Annotated in this window: 14 protein-coding genes; 6 read left to right on the top strand and 8 right to left on the bottom strand. The window is 41.3% G+C overall.

The features are described from left to right. Positions 1–296: 296 nt before the first annotated feature. Both AAFM34_RS17045 and AAFM34_RS17040 read left to right on the top strand, forming a co-directional pair. On the top strand, positions 297–491 hold the full coding sequence (locus AAFM34_RS17045; protein WP_341664852.1) for a hypothetical protein: 195 nt from the start codon (positions 297–299) through the stop codon (positions 489–491). 256 nt (positions 492–747) lie between these two features. After that, a complete protein-coding gene (locus AAFM34_RS17040; RefSeq protein WP_341664850.1) occupies positions 748–1473 on the top strand; it encodes a UTRA domain-containing protein in 726 nt (241 codons plus the stop codon). 17 nt (positions 1474–1490) lie between these two features. Here the strand turns inward: AAFM34_RS17040 and AAFM34_RS17035 are convergent, their stop codons facing one another. Further along, entirely contained in the window at positions 1491–3401 is a 1911-nt protein-coding gene (locus AAFM34_RS17035) for a methyl-accepting chemotaxis protein (RefSeq protein ID WP_341664848.1), read from the bottom strand. 342 nt (positions 3402–3743) lie between these two features. Here AAFM34_RS17035 and AAFM34_RS17030 point away from each other — a divergent pair, with 342 nt between their 5' ends. After that, complete coding sequence (locus tag AAFM34_RS17030) at positions 3744–5363, top strand: methyl-accepting chemotaxis protein (protein ID WP_341664846.1); 1620 nt, start codon at positions 3744–3746, stop codon at positions 5361–5363. A gap of 86 nt (positions 5364–5449) precedes the next feature. On the opposite strand, the gene AAFM34_RS17025 is transcribed toward AAFM34_RS17030, so the two are convergent. Both AAFM34_RS17025 and lamB read right to left on the bottom strand, forming a co-directional pair. Continuing rightward, positions 5450–6301 (bottom strand): MalM family protein, encoded by an 852-nt coding sequence (locus AAFM34_RS17025; protein ID WP_341664844.1) that lies wholly within the window; start codon positions 6299–6301, stop codon positions 5450–5452. A 112-nt stretch (positions 6302–6413) separates the two neighbouring features. Next, positions 6414–7637: a maltoporin LamB gene (gene lamB / locus AAFM34_RS17020; RefSeq protein ID WP_341664842.1), complete on the bottom strand. Its 1224-nt coding sequence runs from the start codon at positions 7635–7637 to the stop codon at positions 6414–6416. A 445-nt stretch (positions 7638–8082) separates the two neighbouring features. Here lamB and glgX point away from each other — a divergent pair, with 445 nt between their 5' ends. From glgX to AAFM34_RS17005, 3 genes are all read left to right on the top strand, one after another. Beyond that, positions 8083–10032, top strand: a complete 1950-nt coding sequence (gene glgX / locus AAFM34_RS17015; RefSeq protein ID WP_341664840.1) for a glycogen debranching protein GlgX — start codon at positions 8083–8085, stop codon at positions 10030–10032. A 103-nt stretch (positions 10033–10135) separates the two neighbouring features. Further along, on the top strand, positions 10136–10996 hold the full coding sequence (locus AAFM34_RS17010) for a glycerol kinase (protein WP_341664838.1): 861 nt from the start codon (positions 10136–10138) through the stop codon (positions 10994–10996). 139 nt (positions 10997–11135) lie between these two features. Further along, on the top strand, positions 11136–11384 hold the full coding sequence (locus tag AAFM34_RS17005) for a hypothetical protein (RefSeq protein ID WP_341664856.1): 249 nt from the start codon (positions 11136–11138) through the stop codon (positions 11382–11384). 28 nt (positions 11385–11412) lie between these two features. Here the strand turns inward: AAFM34_RS17005 and AAFM34_RS17000 are convergent, their stop codons facing one another. The 5 genes from AAFM34_RS17000 to AAFM34_RS16980 form a co-directional block, all read right to left on the bottom strand. Next, positions 11413–12840 carry an NAD-dependent succinate-semialdehyde dehydrogenase gene (locus tag AAFM34_RS17000; protein ID WP_341664854.1) on the bottom strand — a complete coding sequence of 476 codons (1428 nt, stop codon included), beginning with the start codon at positions 12838–12840 and terminating at the stop codon, positions 11413–11415. Positions 12841–13074: 234 nt separating this feature from the next. After that, a complete protein-coding gene (gene folM, locus AAFM34_RS16995) occupies positions 13075–13782 on the bottom strand; it encodes a dihydromonapterin reductase (RefSeq protein WP_341664836.1) in 708 nt (235 codons plus the stop codon). Next, complete coding sequence (gene folE / locus AAFM34_RS16990; protein ID WP_341664833.1) at positions 13779–14417, bottom strand: GTP cyclohydrolase I FolE; 639 nt, start codon at positions 14415–14417, stop codon at positions 13779–13781. The genes folM and folE overlap by 4 nt, the downstream gene beginning before the upstream one ends. Then, positions 14417–14794, bottom strand: a complete 378-nt coding sequence (gene folX / locus AAFM34_RS16985; RefSeq protein ID WP_341664831.1) for a dihydroneopterin triphosphate 2'-epimerase — start codon at positions 14792–14794, stop codon at positions 14417–14419. Before folX ends, folE begins: the two co-directional genes overlap by 1 nt. Before the next feature lie 372 nt (positions 14795–15166). Further along, positions 15167–17434, bottom strand: coding sequence for a hypothetical protein (locus AAFM34_RS16980; RefSeq protein ID WP_341664829.1), 2268 nt, complete (start codon positions 17432–17434; stop codon positions 15167–15169). Positions 17435–17456 lie beyond the last annotated feature (22 nt).

Genomic DNA, 17456 nt, shown 5'->3' with positions numbered 1-17456 from the left:
GCTCTTAAAAGATGGCTATGCACTGGCGGATTTATGAGGGGATCCCTCAGTACTCAGCATCAAAACCCATTCCTGGACAACCTTTAGAAACCTCACGAATGTTTATTTGCTCTCCAGATCGAAGCAATTACCTTGATTTACTTGATAGGTTTAAAAAAAACATCAATAAATATGGAATTTTCACAAGTCTAGAAGAAATGGTCGACGAAAAGGCGAAAACGAAATTTTAAAACATTGCACTATTATATAAAGATATTGATGATCTTAAATACAGTTATTGCCGAAAGTCATTCCGAGTGATGATCACACCAAGTAACGAAATGATCATGGTAAATGTACTTACCGATAGCGAAAAAAACGTAATATTTACCGCAGAGAAAAACTCGATTGTCGGAACCAATGCGATGTTTATTTGCCTAATGACTATGTTAAAAGACAATGGAATTGCAGATGCTACAGTCATCAAAGTTTCTGAATATTTGAATTTATGATACAAACATTTAATCTTCCTTCTCCAGTTGATGCCATTTTTATTACCTCTATCTTTTTTGGACTAGGTCAGTAAAGTATCACCCAGAAAGACATAAGCAATATATGACAATTTCATACGTTTGATTTTGCAGTTTGACTAAATTTCAATGCCATCTGTGTTTCACCCTAAAAATTAGCGTAAAATTCCTACTGTAATATTTCTGTTATATCAGTAGTTTATGCTCTAGCGGTTTATGCCATTGGACTAGATCAACCATGAATTCTGCTATCGATTACCACTCTTCTACACAACTAGGCAGCATCAAACACTACCTCAAACACTGGATTTATTCAGGAACGGTTTCTAAAGGAGAGAAGTTACCTTCGGAAAGAGAGCTTAGCCTGCTCTTCTCAACCACACGCATCACTATTAAGGACGCATTAATATCACTGGAAACAGAAGGGCTTATCTATCGAGAAGAACGCCGTGGATGGTATGTTTCACCTGAGCGCCTATGCTATAACCCATTAGTACGAGCTCATTTCCATCAAATGGTCAAAGAGCAAAATAGAAGCGCCGAAACAAGGCTAGTCAGTACTCGCACCGAAGTTGCCATTGGAGAATACGCACAAGCTCTAGATATTGATAAAATCACCCAAATTCATATTATCGAAAGACTCCGTCATATAGACGGAAGAGCAGTATTGTTTGTTGAAAATGTGCTGAAATCATCTCTATTCGAAGGTATTTTATCTGAAAATCTTACGTTGTCGCTTACCGATATTTACGACAAAAAATATGGATATCATACTCAGCGTTCGCAGTTTGATGCGTTAACAACTTCCGCTCCAGCACATGTAGCTAAGGCACTCAACATTGCATCGGGTCAATCCGTTCTTAAGATTTGCCGCGTCAATTATAAGCAAGACGGCCAGCTCATGGACGCCCAGTTCGAATATTGGCGCCCAGATGCTGTGATGATCCGTGTTGGGAATAAATAAATCGTTGGTAACCGAAATTATGACAGCTTGAAACGGCCAACAATATCGGACAAACGAGTGTTTATTTCAGCAATACTATGCGCATCTTCAAGTGCTTGTTTACCGTTGTTATCAAGTTCACCAACAATGTCATTAATTGCTGTCATGTTTCGACTTAGCTCTTGTGTTACGCTATTTTGTTCCTGAGCCGCTGCGGCGATTTGTGTGCTTAAGTCGTTAATTTCAGTTACAAAGTCCGTCATCACATCTAGGCTCTCCGCAACTTGACCCGCACCTTCAGACGTTTGACCACACTTCTCTTTGGTTGACTCCATAGAATCCACCACCGACTGGCTTCCCTTGAGAAGACTGGCAAGCGCTGTTTCAATTTCTTCGGTACTCTCTTTTGTCCGACTCGCTAAGTTACGAACTTCATCAGCCACCACCGCAAAACCGCGCCCTTGTTCACCTGCTCGAGCAGCCTCAATCGCCGCATTCAGGGCCAACAAGTTGGTTTGCTCTGCAATATCACCGATAACACCTAAAACTGTATTAATCCCATCAGTTTCTGACGCCATCTTATTCACGTTCTCTGAAGCAACACTGACATCTTCAACCAAATCCTGAACATTCGTTTGTGCTTGTGTCACCGTCGCCTTGGAAGTATTGCCCGCTTGGTTTGCTTTTTGCGTGAGTTGAGCGGTATTCGCAGCATCAGAGGCCATGGATTCTGCCGTTGAGTTCATCTCTTCAATCGCGGTGACGACTTGCTCTGTTTCTTGCACATGATTTTGTAATATGGATGAGCTGTGCTGACTCTGTTCACGCATTCTTTCAACGTTGCCACTAAGCTGACTTGTCGCTTCACTGATTTCAAGCATCATCGATTGTAAGCTCGCGATGAATTTATTGATACCCTCAGAAATCATACCTAGATCATCATGAGTTTTGACTTCAATTCGTTGAGTCAGGTCGCCATTACCATCACTCAGGCCAGCAATCGTCTCTTTAAGTACCAAAATTGGGCGATATAAGACTTGCATGACGCCAAGCGCAACCAGAATACTGATCACAGACGCAAGAAGAGCAGTAATAATGGCTTCATATTTTGCTGCATGGAGATCGGCAAAAACAATATCTTTGTCTAAACCAACAACAAAGTACCACTTTTTACCCGCAATATTGATTTCATGCGAAAAAAACAACTCCTCTATCTCGTCTTTTTGACCCTCGTAGACAACCTCCACCTGGCCTAACGTTCTTTTTGCAACAGTGTCCAACCAAGGATATTTGGCCGTTTTATTACCTGCTTTAATGTCATCAACTGATGAAGCCAAAATGGTGGTGTCGCTATTCAATATGACCGCAATAGCGCCTGGGATCTCGTTAACATTCTTGGCAATTTCATTTAAAAACCCCAATTGCATATCAACAGATATTATACCACTGAGCGTCTTTCTTACTATCGAGATCCAGTAGACATCCCCTTCGCTTCCCATATAAGGTTCTGTTAATACGGCAGAATCATTTTTTCGAGCCAGCTGATACCAGCCACGAGTGGTGACATCACCATCAAACTTATGATTTGGCCAAGTTTTAGCGGTTTGATTCCAGTAAGCATCACCATTGGTGAAGGCCACAACTGAGCTATTTAGGTTGGCGGCATTGGCGATGGTATGAGTCAGATCGATAAGCTCTTCTGGCGTACCTGTTATCTCTTTATTAGAAAAGTACTGACCTAACTTATCTAAACCACCCACTTTTTCTTCTAATTGAGCTGAAATCTTTTGCGCTTGACCTTTGACATAACTTTGATTTGAGGCCGTAATCAGCTCAACAAGATTAGATTCTTGCTTGATATAGGCAATGTACTTTGACACAGATACAGAAACCACAACCACTGCACTAATGGAAATGAGCAATAACTTTTTAAATCCCAAGTTTCTCATCTCATACCGTCCTTATTCAGTCTAAACACCATTGACCCTCATGTTGAATTTAATCATAGGGACAAGCTTTAAATTTTATTGATTATTTTGCCAATAACATTGTGGTATCGATATGAACAAACGCCAAGTTTTATGCTTGGTCACTCCAGAAATTGAATCTATTCGACTGAGTCGGTAAACATGGCCTAGATTTAATACAATCAAAAATCGCACTTAATGGTGATATGTCTCACAAAACAATATGCAACGGAATGAGCATTTAATGTCCATGATTTAAGTCAATTTGTTAAAATTGACACAGCTGTAGCCTAGGGGAAGGACTTCTCAACAAATGGCTTAATGATGAAACTCAGTAACTTAAGTATCACTTATAAATTGGGAGCGATCGTTACTTTAGCGATCATTTTTATTGCTACAGCATGCCTATACAATTTGCTTTTACAAAAGCAAACATCATTAACCGAGCGAGAGAATAAGCTCAGTTCCCAAGTCGAAACTACGACGAGTTTGGTCCAATATTACTATGACCAAGGTTCCACCATTGGTTTTGACGTGGCGAAACAACAAGCTTTAAACGCTATTAATGCGCTACGCTATGATGGTTCAAACTATTTTTGGGTATTAGACCAAAACCTAACCGTTATTGAACACCCTTTAAAACCAGAACTTAATGGCAAAACAGCATCCATGCTTCGTGATGGAGCGGGTAAATATCACTGGCGTGAAATGGTGACAATCTCTCAAACCCCATCAGGGAAAGGGTTTCTTGATTATCAGTGGCGAAGTCCTAACGGCACACTAAAAAATAAAATATCTTACGTACAGCTGTTCCCAGAGTGGGGCTGGATAGTCGGCTCTGGAGTTTTGGTATCAGATATCGAGCAAGCCTTTTATAACCTAGTCTTAAAAGAAGCACTCGTCGCTAGCTTATTGTCCTTGATACTTCTGGGAATGGGCTACGTGATATCAAACAATATCATTACCCCGCTACGCAAACTTATTCTCCACACTCATAAAATTGCCGAAGGTGATCTGCGTTCTCGCATGAATATGTCAAGAAAAGACGAGCTTGGAGACATGAGTGAACAAATCGACATTACCATTGGTAAACTTCAAGAGACATTGCGTACCGCTCGTCAATCAGCGGAGCAGTCTAGCCACATGGCAAGCAACATTGCCCAAGCTAGTGAAGAAGCTTCAACCAGCGTCAACACCCAGTATACTCAGCTGGAATTACTTTCTACTGCGATGACAGAAATGAGCGCGACCATTTCAGATGTAGCAAATAACGCCGAAAATACTGCTGCTAGCTCGAATCGCGTGGTCGAGCACGCCCGTCAAAATGATCGAACCATGCAGATGACCTCTGATTCAATTGCTGACGTCTCACAAAATATTTCAACCGCCCATGGATTAGTGACCGACCTTCAAGCAGGAGTCAATGAAATAAGTAACGTCGTCAGTGTGATAAGAGAAGTGTCCGAGCAAACTAATTTGCTGGCTCTAAATGCCGCAATCGAAGCCGCTCGGGCTGGAGAACAAGGAAGAGGATTTGCGGTTGTAGCCGATGAGGTACGTAATTTGGCCTCCAGAACACAACACTCCACTAATGAAGTGCAGCTCACAATTGAAAAGTTAATCGAACAGGCAGGAAAAACCTTTGCTGCTATGGAAGATAGTAACGAGAGAGTCGATGAGACAGTGGCTGCTTCTGAAAAAACACGCCAGCAATTGGACGTTATCGTTGCAGAAATGCAAAACGCCAACGATATGGTGGCACAGATCGCTGCAGCATCGGAGCAGCAAAGCGCTGTAGCCACAGAGATGAATGAGAATGTTTCAGGCATTAATTTGGCAGCCAATGAAGTCCTGCAAGCTTCTCAGAGACTAGCCGATGACAGCCAATTGATGGCAGGCACTGCAGACGAGTTAACTCAGCAATTAAAATACTTCAAAGTTTGATTGTTACCAGATTCGTTACATAACGTTAGAGGAGGTTTTTGCATACTATAGGCAAAAACCTCTTTACGTGTTCCAAACTGGCTCAATTATAGAGTGCTTTTACTATCTTCTACTTCTTTAACAAAAACTTGCTGGGCGCCTTCAACGTTCAGCGATTTTGCTTCTTCTAATAACCGAATTGCTTTGTTGAGATCATCATTGGCAACCGCTGCCGATATGGCTTTGTGGTAATATTTCTGCGTTTCAGGTTGAACGGCGTCAACTGTTTTTGCCATCATTGGCTGCGAGTTTGAGTTAGAAAATGAGCTTGATGTACCTAACTGTTTTAAAAAGCCAACCCTGTCAATGGAGACATTAATCAAACCATATTGGGAGTTGGGTATGGCGATATCATTAACTTCAGGTAAATAGTTTCCTCTTCCCTCAGCATATAACCTTGCAGGGTGAGTAACCATAGTCGTTTTGCTAAGTTCAGATTTATCTGTGTAGATCAACAAATAAACACTTTCTACATCTCTTGGCGGAAAGAAATCTACCTCAGCACTCAAACGATTTCCTGCACCCAACCTTGGCGGTTGGTATTCAAACGCCTCTTCACCATAACGCTCTAACTCACGCCCACTTTTATCTAAGATAACCGCTTTCGGCACAAAGGCGGTTTCACCTATTTCGCTTGTAATATTGATTGAAAATTCGCCTCTATCTGCAGGTAACTCAAACAAGGCTACAGGGCTATCAATATCGTGATATTTAAGTGTTTGAGACTTTGGAGTAAGACTCACACTTTTATTACTGGGTAATTTCATTTGAACAGACTGAAGGTCTGACACCAAAGTTACCTGCTTTGTATTGGTGACACTAATCTGCTCAACTATCTCGGGAGACTGGCATCCAAATAAGGCAATGCAACTGCTAAGGGCAAGGATACGAAAATACATAAAGTCTTCCTTATTTGACTGTTTTGCTATTGGCCGAAAGTAACAATAAAAATAGCCAGCTATTATTGCTAGCTATCATAACTAGACGAGCCATAGGGCACAATGAATTTGTTTACCACCAAGCTTCCATTTGAATACCAACAACGTACTCAGAATCTTCACTAGTGCCAAACGCATTATCATTTTCAGTATCGGTTATATAAGACCCATACACTCTAAGCTCAGGACGAGCCCAAAAATCATTACCCATTGCCCAGCCTTGCGCTACGGTAAACTTTGTGTTGCCAAAGTCTTCTTTTGCTGTGCCCGCTGAGTTGATCCTCTCACCCATATTAACGCCAGCTTCAAAAATGGTACGCATGGTGTCATCCCATTTATACATAGGGCGCACAACTAGCGAGAATTGGTCAGTATCAGACTTAAATGACGTCGCATTATTACCTGAGTCAGTACCACCTATATCACTGCCCGCCATAAAGGCTAATTGATGGCCCATTTCCCAATCACTACCAAGGCTCACGACACCCCAGTTAAGTAAGCGGTAACCTGAAGCCTCATTCTGAGCGTTGCTTGCACGGTTGTAATATGCACCAGCCCCGTATGATGCGACCTGAGAACCATAACCATTAGTTCCGTATTGGAGTACTGTCTGGTTAAAGCCAATTTTCATATTTTGGTGTAAGATTGCCGATGCCAATAGGCCATCATCAGCATCAATATTTTTGCCGTCTTTTTCATTAGAGAAATTATAGGCTAGTGCAAGTTCAAGAGATGCGTCTTCCCACACACCAATGTTCGCTAATCGAGTATCGAATATATAACCTGCCCCGTTATCATCTTCACCATCTTGGATAAGTGCAACAGACAGCTTCTGATTGCCTACAGATAAGTTTTCAATACCGCCACCCGTTCCAGAAGTATTGAGGAAGTAAAAATCGGTAATATGAATGTCTTTACGCTGATAATAAGTTTTACCAGCCCATAGCGTGGCTTCTTTATCAGAAGCAATCAAACCTTTGGCTTTTACTGCAAATTGAGCAACGTTAATATCTCCGTCTTCACTACCGGATTGGCCAGCATCGCCTTTGTTTAACATAGACTCAACACGCCAAGTTTGTTCACCTGTTTTTAACTCTTCAGAAAAACCGAATTCATAGTAATTGTCGTTTTCGTTACCCAAGCGACCAATACCATTCTTATTAACAGACACATCACTGCCTGAGTTACCACTAATTCCGGTACCTGCCCTGAAATAGCCATTAAAATCGACGGCTAAAGCAGGCCCAGCGGCAAGTGCTGCAGCCACTGCAACCGCAACTAAGTTCACTTTTTTCATTATTGACTCCAATTAAGGTTTATTATTCTTATACCTAACTCATTAGATGTTCCTATAAAGGCAGAAATAGAATCATTAATAAGTGAGGTAAGAAGGGCCAAGATCACTGCTTTAACCCTTATACTCTAACTACTGACAGACTAACCATAAGAGGCAAGGTTGACTTCCTCCAACCTAGTTAATTTCTTAGGGGGATGCGAAAGGATGAGAAAAATAAAAATCAAAAATATTTTAGGCTTGGTTCACAAATATAGGGATGAGAAAGTGTCTAATGTATATTTATAAACCGAAAATAATCCTATACAGATCACTTTTTAATATAAAAAGACTGAAGCAAAGCACTATTAATAACAATTGTATTTTCAACTCTAAGGCGCTTGACGTCCTTACAACAAAGAGATTTACTTAGTTAAGTTATTAATTGTCAGCTGATACAATATTAATTATGCCTTGTTCTCGCCCCTACCCTCTTGGTGCTACTTTAACTAGCAAAGGATGTAATTTCTCTATTTATGCGCCTAGTCACAATAATTTGCTCCTTGCGCTGTTCGATGAGGATAACCAATACACTACATACCCACTTAATAATAATTATGCGGGCATATTACACACTCATATAGCGAATGTGAGTGCTGGGCAAAAATATGGTTTTATTGTTGAGAATCCAGATGGTGACTATCTCGTTTCCGACCCCTATGCTAAGGCGATAGAAAAACCGCTTCACTACATGCCTCCGCTAACTCCATCCAAAAGTTTTCAAATCGCCAAGTCCATCGTCATAGACAACAATTTTGACTGGCAAGGAGTCGAAAAACCTCTTCGAGCGAAAGAGGAGATGGTGCTGTTTGAAACTCATGTCAAAGGGCTGACGAAGCTCAACCCAGAAGTTGAAAGTCGCCATCAAGGTTGCTACCAAGGTTTAGCCAGCCAAGCCATGATCACATTTTATAAGCAGCAAAATATTAATACCTTACAAGTGTTACCCATTGCTGCATGCATGCATGAGCCTCACCTTCTTACTAGCGAGCTATCTAATTATTGGGGGTACAACCCTTATGTATTCATGGCCCCCGATCCGCGTTTTGCTGATACAGATGCCGTGCATGAGCTAAAAACCGCGATTAGAGAGCTCCATCGTCACGGTATAGAGGTAATCCTCGATGTGGTCTATAACCATACCGCTGAAGGTGGTAGTGAAGGAGCAATATTTAACCTCAAAGCCCTCGATGAAAATTATTATTTAAAACACGGTGATTTATTTGCCAACTTTACTGGATGCGGGAATACGTTGGATTTATCGTATCAACCTAGCCTAAACCTTGTGATGGATAGCCTGAGGTACTGGGCAGAAGAATATCAAGTAGATGGTTTTCGCTTTGATTTGGCGGCAACGCTAGGCCGTGAAGGTGATACCTTCAACCCATATTCAGCCTTTTTCAAAGCTGTCGCGCAAGACCCTGTGCTAAAACAGGTAAAACTGATTGCTGAGCCTTGGGATATTGGTCCAAATGGTTATCAAGTTGGCCAGTTCCCAGTTGGCTGGAACGAGTGCAATGACAGGCTAAGAGACATTACTCGCAGCTTTTGGCGTGGTGACCAAGGTTATCTCAAAGAGTTTACAACACGATTAATGGGTTCCAGAGACTTATACAGTGCTGCTAACTGGCCACATAATCTAACCGTCAACTACATCACCTACCACGATGGATTCACTTTGCAGGACTTGGTCTCTTACCGACAAAAACACAATCTTGATAATGGTGAACAAAACCGGGATGGTCATGGTGATAACCGCTCAGATAACTATGGTGCAGAAGGTGAGACAGACAACCCTGCCATTATCTTAAAGCGCGAAAAACAAAAGCGTAATTTTATGGCTAGTTTACTATTTTCATTTGGGATCCCGCATATATTGATGGCAGATTTACTGTCACATAGCCAAAGTGGTAATAACAATGCTTATTGCCAAGATAACGAATTAAGTTGGTTAAACTGGCAACCTTCTAACCAAAAAGACCAGTTTAAACAATGGATGAGCCACATGGTCGAAGCTCGACAGCATTTTATGCTGCCGTTGATTAAGGCTTTCAGTGGTGAGCAGAGACATGATAACAGGATTGAATGGCGACGTGTTGATGGGACGGCCATAGAACACGACGATTGGAATACGCTCAGCGCAGTCGCACTGCACCTTGGCTTGGGTGAAGAGGGTAATGAAATGTTCTACTGCATTAACCAAACCAATGCACCAGCCCGCTTTACTTTGCCAGACGACAAGATGCAATGCTGGATCACTATCTGTGATACACAAGGCTATGAAATCGGTAAAGTTGTCGAAGGTAAGCAGTTTCTTGTCACACCTTGCTCACTAGTCATAATGCATGCAATACAGTGACTTATATGATTTTATACTTTTGGTGTTACTATATATCTTGTATTGCTCGAGATCATTAGTTAATTAGTAAAACTATTACAGCTTCTATTTAGGTGAAACAACGATGGTAGATAAAATTTCTACGACTGCACTGGCCAAGTTACGCGACACTGAAGTTAAGAAGCTATTTAAAACTCTCAAAACAGCTGGCTATGTCAATCGCGATAGTGACTCTTGGATACTGACTGATATTGGCAAAAAGTTTGGTGGGGAGTACGCACAGCATCCAAAATACGGGCAGTTTATTGTCTGGCCTGAAAGCTTACTTATTGATAGTGACTCTACCAGTGGCAAACCTCTCAGTGCTACCCAGCTTGGGCAACGCTTTTCACTTAATGCAAAAAAAATCAATCAACTGCTCCAAGAGCTTGGCTGGTTGCAAAAAATCTCTGACGGATGGCAAGTGACTCACAACGGTCTGAAAGCGGGTGGCTATCAAAAAATTGATAAGCAGACGGGCAACCAATATGCTTTGTGGCATGATTCAATCGCACACAATAAGCGCCTTAAACAATCTGTTACTGAGTTTTCAGGTCAGCAAGCTGACAAGCACACAACTGATAAATCACTTTCAAACTTTAGACAAAAGTTTGAGGCCAAATATCGCACCTTAGATGGGCATTACGTCCGCTCTAAAGGTGAGCTAAAAATCGACAACTGGCTCTACATGAATAGTATTGCTCATGCCTATGATCGCCAACTTCCCATTGAAGAACACATTCTTAGTGATTTTTACCTACCCAATGGCAAAGTCTATATCCAATATTGGGACGAGGGAAATTATACCGATGCGGAAAAAAGAGATATTCAAGCGATTTATCACACTAATCAATTCAACTTGATCGAAATTGACGCCAAAGATGTCGATAAGCTTGACGATACTCTACCCGCTCAACTCAAAGAGTTTGGAATCTTGGCTTACTAAGCAGTGCTTGTAGCATGATAAAATTTTGCGGTTAACTTGTGTTCTAATAAACCACCAGCACTAGAAATCAACGATAATGATAGCTAGAGTGTGTTCTTTTCAAATTGAACTCTCAATGAAGCCTGTAGAGATAAGCCTTATGTTTAGCGATGATCGCATTATTGATAACTTAGAAGAATTGGAAGCTTTCCTGGTTGCTGTAGAAAATGGTAGCTTTGGACTGGAAGGAATCGCGGGAATTGCTCTCGCAACTAATAACGCAGATGGGCGTCACTTTGTCGCTGTGTTAGATGATAATCATCAATTACTATTGGCAAGATGGGTCACTGATGAGGTTTTCCAAAACGGACAAGATATGGTGCGTAATGGACCAAAGAAAAGCCATTAATATGGCTTTTCTCATCGTAAAGTAGTAGTTAGAGTCCTCCAAAGCAGAGGTATTTAATATCCATATACTCATCCATCCCCTGCTTGGCTCCTTCTCGCCCAATCCCTGATTGCTTAATACCGCCAAAAGGGGCAACTTCAGAAGAAATCATACCGGCATTAATCCCGACCATGCCATATTCCAACGCTTCTGCCACTCTCCAGACTCGGCGAATATCATTGGTAAAAAAGTAAGCAGCTAAACCATGTATGGTATCGTTTGCCATCTCTATAAGCTGCTCCTCATCATCAAAAGCTATAACAGGAGCGACAGGACCGAATATTTCCTGCGAAACAATGTCCATTGTTTGAGTCACATCTCTTAAAATAACAGGAGATAGAAATTGCCCTTGCAGAGGTTTATGCGAAGAGACTTTCTTAGCCCCCTGAACCACTGCAGCGTCAATTAGAATTTCTATATTGGTTTTCGCTTGCGCTGTAATCAAGGGACCAATATCAGTGCTTTGTTCAAGACCATTTCCGATCGTGAGCGTCTCAACTGCAGCATCAAACTTTTCAACAAACGCTTCATAGACTTTAGAGTGGACATAAAAACGGTTTGCACAAACACAAGTTTGGCCCGCATTACGAAATTTAGACACAAGGGCACCTTCGACTGCGACATCGACATCAGCATCATCAAACACAATAAAAGGCGCATTGCCACCAAGCTCCATTGAGGTACGCTTTATATCCTCTGCACTTTGCTGCATTAAGGTGCGGCCGACTTTTGTAGAGCCAGTAAAAGATAATTTTCTAATCAAAGGATGAGAACTAAATATGCGACCCACCTCTGGTGCACTGTTTCCTATAACCACCTGCAGTACACCTTTTGGAATGCCCGCTTGATAAGCAAGTTCAGTAATAGCAAAGGCAGATAACGGAGTCAGCTCAGACGGTTTGACAATAAAACTGCATCCCGCTGCGAGCGCTGGAGCTGCTTTCCGAGTAATCATTGCGATAGGAAAATTCCATGGAGTGATCGCACAAGCCACTCCTACTGGCTGCTTGATAGTAAGCATTCGTTTATCCGCAGTCGGCGCCGGAATTGTTTCGCCGTAGCTACGTTTTGCTTCTTCAGCAAACCATTCAACAAAGCTTGCTCCATAAGAGACTTCACCTTTCGCTTCTGACAACGGTTTTCCTTGCTCTAAAGTCAACAGGCGAGCTAAATCATCTTGATGCTCAATCAGAAGCTGAAACCAGTGATAAAGTATCGATGAGCGTTGCTTCGCTGTATGCTGGGCCCAGTCTCTCTGAGCACTGTGGGCACTTAAAATCTTATCTTGTATTTCAGTATTATTGGATACAGGTACATAACCCAAAATAGCTTGTGTTGCTGGATTTATTACCGCTAGGCTTGCCTCCTGCCCTGAGACCATAAATGAAACCAGTTTTTTATATTTGATTCCGTGCATCATTCCTACTCCGCTGATATCCACTTAATACTGCATCAGTTACTACATTTTGTTGATTTGTGTCAATACACCATGGCATGACACTTTTACTCCGTTTGGCTATCCAAAATGATAATCCCTGCTAGAAGTTGATAGTTTAGGGCTAAAAACAAAAAGACAGCCACTAAGTAGCTGTCCAATTAAACCACATCAAAATATTTAACGGTCAATGATTTTCCACTGCGTCGCCTATCTTTAACGCAAATGACGTCCACCATCAAACTGGAGGTTTCTACCTGTCATAAAGCGGCTGTTAAGCAGCATTTTCACCCCTTCGATTACTTCATCAAAACCAGCTTCTCTGGGCAAAAGTGCTTTGGCCAATGCTTTGTCTTTATAGGCTTCACCATCTTGCGGGTTGAACTTTAATAATGCCGGAGAGATGGTATTCACTTTTACTTCAGGAGCTAGCATAGAAGCAAAAGACAAGGTCATATTATTCATCGCAGCTTTGCTCGCAGCATACGCAATGTGTTTTTTACTTCCCTTTTCAGCAACATAGTCACTCACATGAATGATGTCTGCTTCACCACTGGCACGAAGTTTGTCCTGCAGAGCTAAATTCATTTGATAAGGAATCGAAGCGTGAACTGTCATCATGCGGTGCATGATTTCACTAGTGCTGAGATGTGCACTATCATCTGGTGACCAATCTGAAGCGTTATGAACAATCGCTCTTATCGCATTATTCTTATTGGACAATTGCGATATAAACTCATCCACTTGGCCCTGCTGGTAAAAATCAACCTGATAGAGCTCAGCACCGAGTTCTTTTAGATCCGCAAGAGATGGATATTCTGTACGATAAGTACCAATTATTTGATAATCATCCTTCAACAATGCTTTAGCTAACTCAAAACCTAGGCGCTTACCAACTCCGGTTATAACTATAGTTTTACTCATTGAAGGAACTCCGCGCGCGTTTGAGGATTCGTTTTAAAGCAGCCACCCAGAGCGGTTGTGGTGGTATTAGAATTCACATCCATTACCCCTCTAGATTTAACGCAATAATGCGTCGCATCGATTGTGACGGCGACATCATCTGTTTCGGTTAATGTCTGAATAGCGGTTAATATTTGCTGAGTTAAACGTTCCTGAACTTGAGGTCGCTGAGCAAAAAAGCGGACTATTCGATTGATCTTAGATAAACCAATGACCTTAGACTTAGGTAAGTAAGCCATTTTAACCAAACCATCAATGGTAACAAAGTGATGTTCGCAGGTGGAGGTAAGGTTAATATTGGAAACTTTCACCATTTCATCAACCTTCATTTTATTCTCAATGACGGTAATTTTGGGGAAGTTCACATAATCTAGGCCGGAAAATACCTCATTAACGTACATCTTTGCAATACGATGAGGGGTTTCGGCTAGGCTATCGTCATTCAAATCTAGCCCCATAACTGAGATCACTTCAGTCATAAGCCCTTTGATCCGCTGATACTTTTGCTCAGGCGTCATATCAGTGGCGACTATAGGTGTCTCTAAACCTTGTTCAATGAGCACCTCTTGTACTCGTTTGGCTTCGTTACTTATCATCACTCCCCCCGATGCTCTTCTTTTGTATAACTCAATGTCAAAGACACTGAATCTGCAAACCTTAGTGCGTGGGGCTTGTCGATAGTCACTTTAGCAAAACTGACCAGTGAATTATCGGCACATAAGCCAAGTACATCACTGGTCAGTTTTTCCAACAACAAGAAACGCCCATTTTCGACATGGTGGATGATATTTTTACAAATAATCTTATAGTTCAATGCATTATCAACATCATCCCTCAGACACATTTTATTTGCTGGATAATGTATTTCTGCGTTAATAACGATGTCTTGCTGCTTTTGTTTTTCTTCTTCGTTGAAACCTATGTATGTTCTAAGCCTCAGATTAGTGATATTGATTATTGCATTATGAATCATGATCATTACTCGCTAGTAGGTGCACCTTATCAATACGCTCTCCACCACAGAACCGATCATTAAACTAGAAAAAGCTTAGTTAAGTCAGCTATATAGTTACAATGCGCTTAGTCCATACTAGTACATACCAGAGAGTAAGCTCAACCTGACGCATAGTAAATTAGACATTACTAACTCAAATTAAGGTGTTTTGTTTACGGGTTTATCAGAGGAATGCTTTGAATAGAGGAGCGCCACTATCTATGTCAGCGATGTCCAAAACAAGGTCTTAGCGAGAAAGCTTAAAAAATACTCGACATAACTGAACGGTCTCATCTATGGGAGAAGAAACTAACATACCCTTCTCCCATAAATCAGCGTATATACTAAGGTTTAATCAATTAATTGGTTGAACAAATCAAACCAATTCGCCCTGTTAATTGTCTCCTCTTTTAGCATCGATGCTGTCTGTTCACCCAGTTTATCTAAATCCAATTGGGAATTTTCACGGTCGTAAATCAATTTTAGCCACTCTCTCGCCCAAGGCTCCAGCTTATATATAGTTGCTTGAGCATGATAAGTGGCTGAGATGTTCTGAAGTTGAGATTGCGATGACAAAACCTGAAAGTCCAAATCAGTCTTGTCGAGCTTTTTCAAATGAATCTCTGAAGAAGTACGCTTTGTGACCATATACATCTGCGGAGAGCGGCCATTCAGGGTTAGCTTCAGTAAATCATATACTTCGCTATTTATCAGCAATGCATCACTATCTGGCTTTATTTTGACTAATTTATTGGGATCATCTTGAAAATCAACATCATTTCCGTCAACTTCAAGTTCTAGCATACCAATATCTTGATTACTCACTATACCAGCCGATTCAATAAGTGTAGTCACCTGATAATCATAGAAAGGGATCATAAATCCTTTACCACGAAAAGACAGGCCTTCATTCATTGAGCCTTCCCCAGAATAAACTGTCGGAATACTCGCATCCTTCATCACAGCATTGACCAGAGCATTATCAAAAAAACCCTGAACAACAAATGCCTTATCACCATTTTCAGTCGTCAGTTCAAACAACTTGTATCTACTATCTTGTACTGAAAAACTAGGTAGTTGTTCTAATGTTACGCCTATAGCTTTAGCTTGTTCTTGCAGTGCATCAATTCTACCCGTGGCGAGAATAATTGTACTACCTGCCCTAGATTTCTCTGCCATAGCTTTCAGTATTTCGGCTAAGACTCGCTTACCTATACTTAAATTTTGCCCATTTTGAACATCATTTACATTGTAAAATCGCCCTTGATTAATCACTTGCGAGTTTTCACGAGCCATCATGAGAGCGAAGTGCCCTTGGATAAGTGAGGATAACGAAGCGTGACTATCTGGTACCTGATCTAATACTTCTTGCATAATCCCCACCAGCGTAGCTTTGATTTTGGGGCTTTCAATATCAGTATTGGCATTGGGGATGCCAAAGCCAATAGCACCGCGAGAAAGGCCGGTAAAATACGCATCTTTGACTTGGCTAACTCCGGCCATACCGCCAATCTCACCAACGCGAAGTATATTGGGTTCATCCACTACACTGTATACAGATCCAACGTTGTATTGGATTTCAAACTTAGGGTTATGGCGCATGCCGAGTTCACGTACTAACTGATAACTATAGTTAGGGTCCCATTGACGATTCGCATTTTGGTGGGTAACCACTTTAATATCTTTATCGAGCAATTTATCTAGTGTTTCGTTACTAATTGAATAGCGGTAAAAGTGCGCATAAGCGTCAATTCTGCCTTTAAGCTCCGGATGTTTGTTGATTATGGTTTTATACAGCATCTGGAAATTCACAAGATCACCAAACCCAGCAATAGCGTATCCAGACATCAGGATCCGACCATCACTGTTAAGCACGTTACTAAAAAAGTCGCTGACTTCCTGCCTATTTTCCTCTGTCAGCACTTGCGAATCAGGAATCACATCAAAATTATTAATATTGTATTTGTCAGTAAGAAAGCGAACATCTGCGCTCATGCTGCTTGGAGATTCCACTTCAGTACCTAGAGCCAGTGAAATACCATTATGGGTAACAAGTATTTTCTCTTGGTTCGCTAGTTCAGACTCCTTGTCTCGAAGGAGAAGGTTTATATCCGTGGGCATATCAGGGTAACGGAAATGTGATCCAGTATTTTGATAACTTTTTAACTTTTGGCTTATCACTTCAGGTGAAGCGTCCGCAGGTATGCCTATTTTTTCAACCGTTTTTAAATAGGATGCCAAACGTAGGAATTCTGTTTTTTTCTCGGGGCTAAACTGCAAAAACTCACCAAATATGGCTGGCTCTACTCTTTTTTCATCTCTGGTTCTAAATTTAGGGTACTCGTCAGGCCCGTAGTGTACAACTTTAACGGTAGTCCCGGACTTATCTAAGCGCAAACCAGTATATGTTCTACCTAGTTCATCCAGAAAGTCGAATAGCCTCCTTAATCCTATACTGTCCGATGTTTGCACTTCTGAAGGATTCAATTGGTCTTGAACGTTCATCATGTATCGCTCAAAAAGGTCAGAGGATTTGATAACTGTATTTTGCCCCATATGATCATAACTCGGCATATCACCAAATTGTATGTAAGCTGGCGGTAAACCCCATCTAATCATTTCCTTTTAAATTCGGTATTGT

The organism is Vibrio sp., assembly GCF_038138445.1.
Taxonomy (GTDB): Bacteria; Pseudomonadota; Gammaproteobacteria; order Enterobacterales; family Vibrionaceae; genus Vibrio.
Note: the sequence above shows the minus strand (reverse complement) of the source record. Positions and strands in the feature narration are given on the sequence as shown.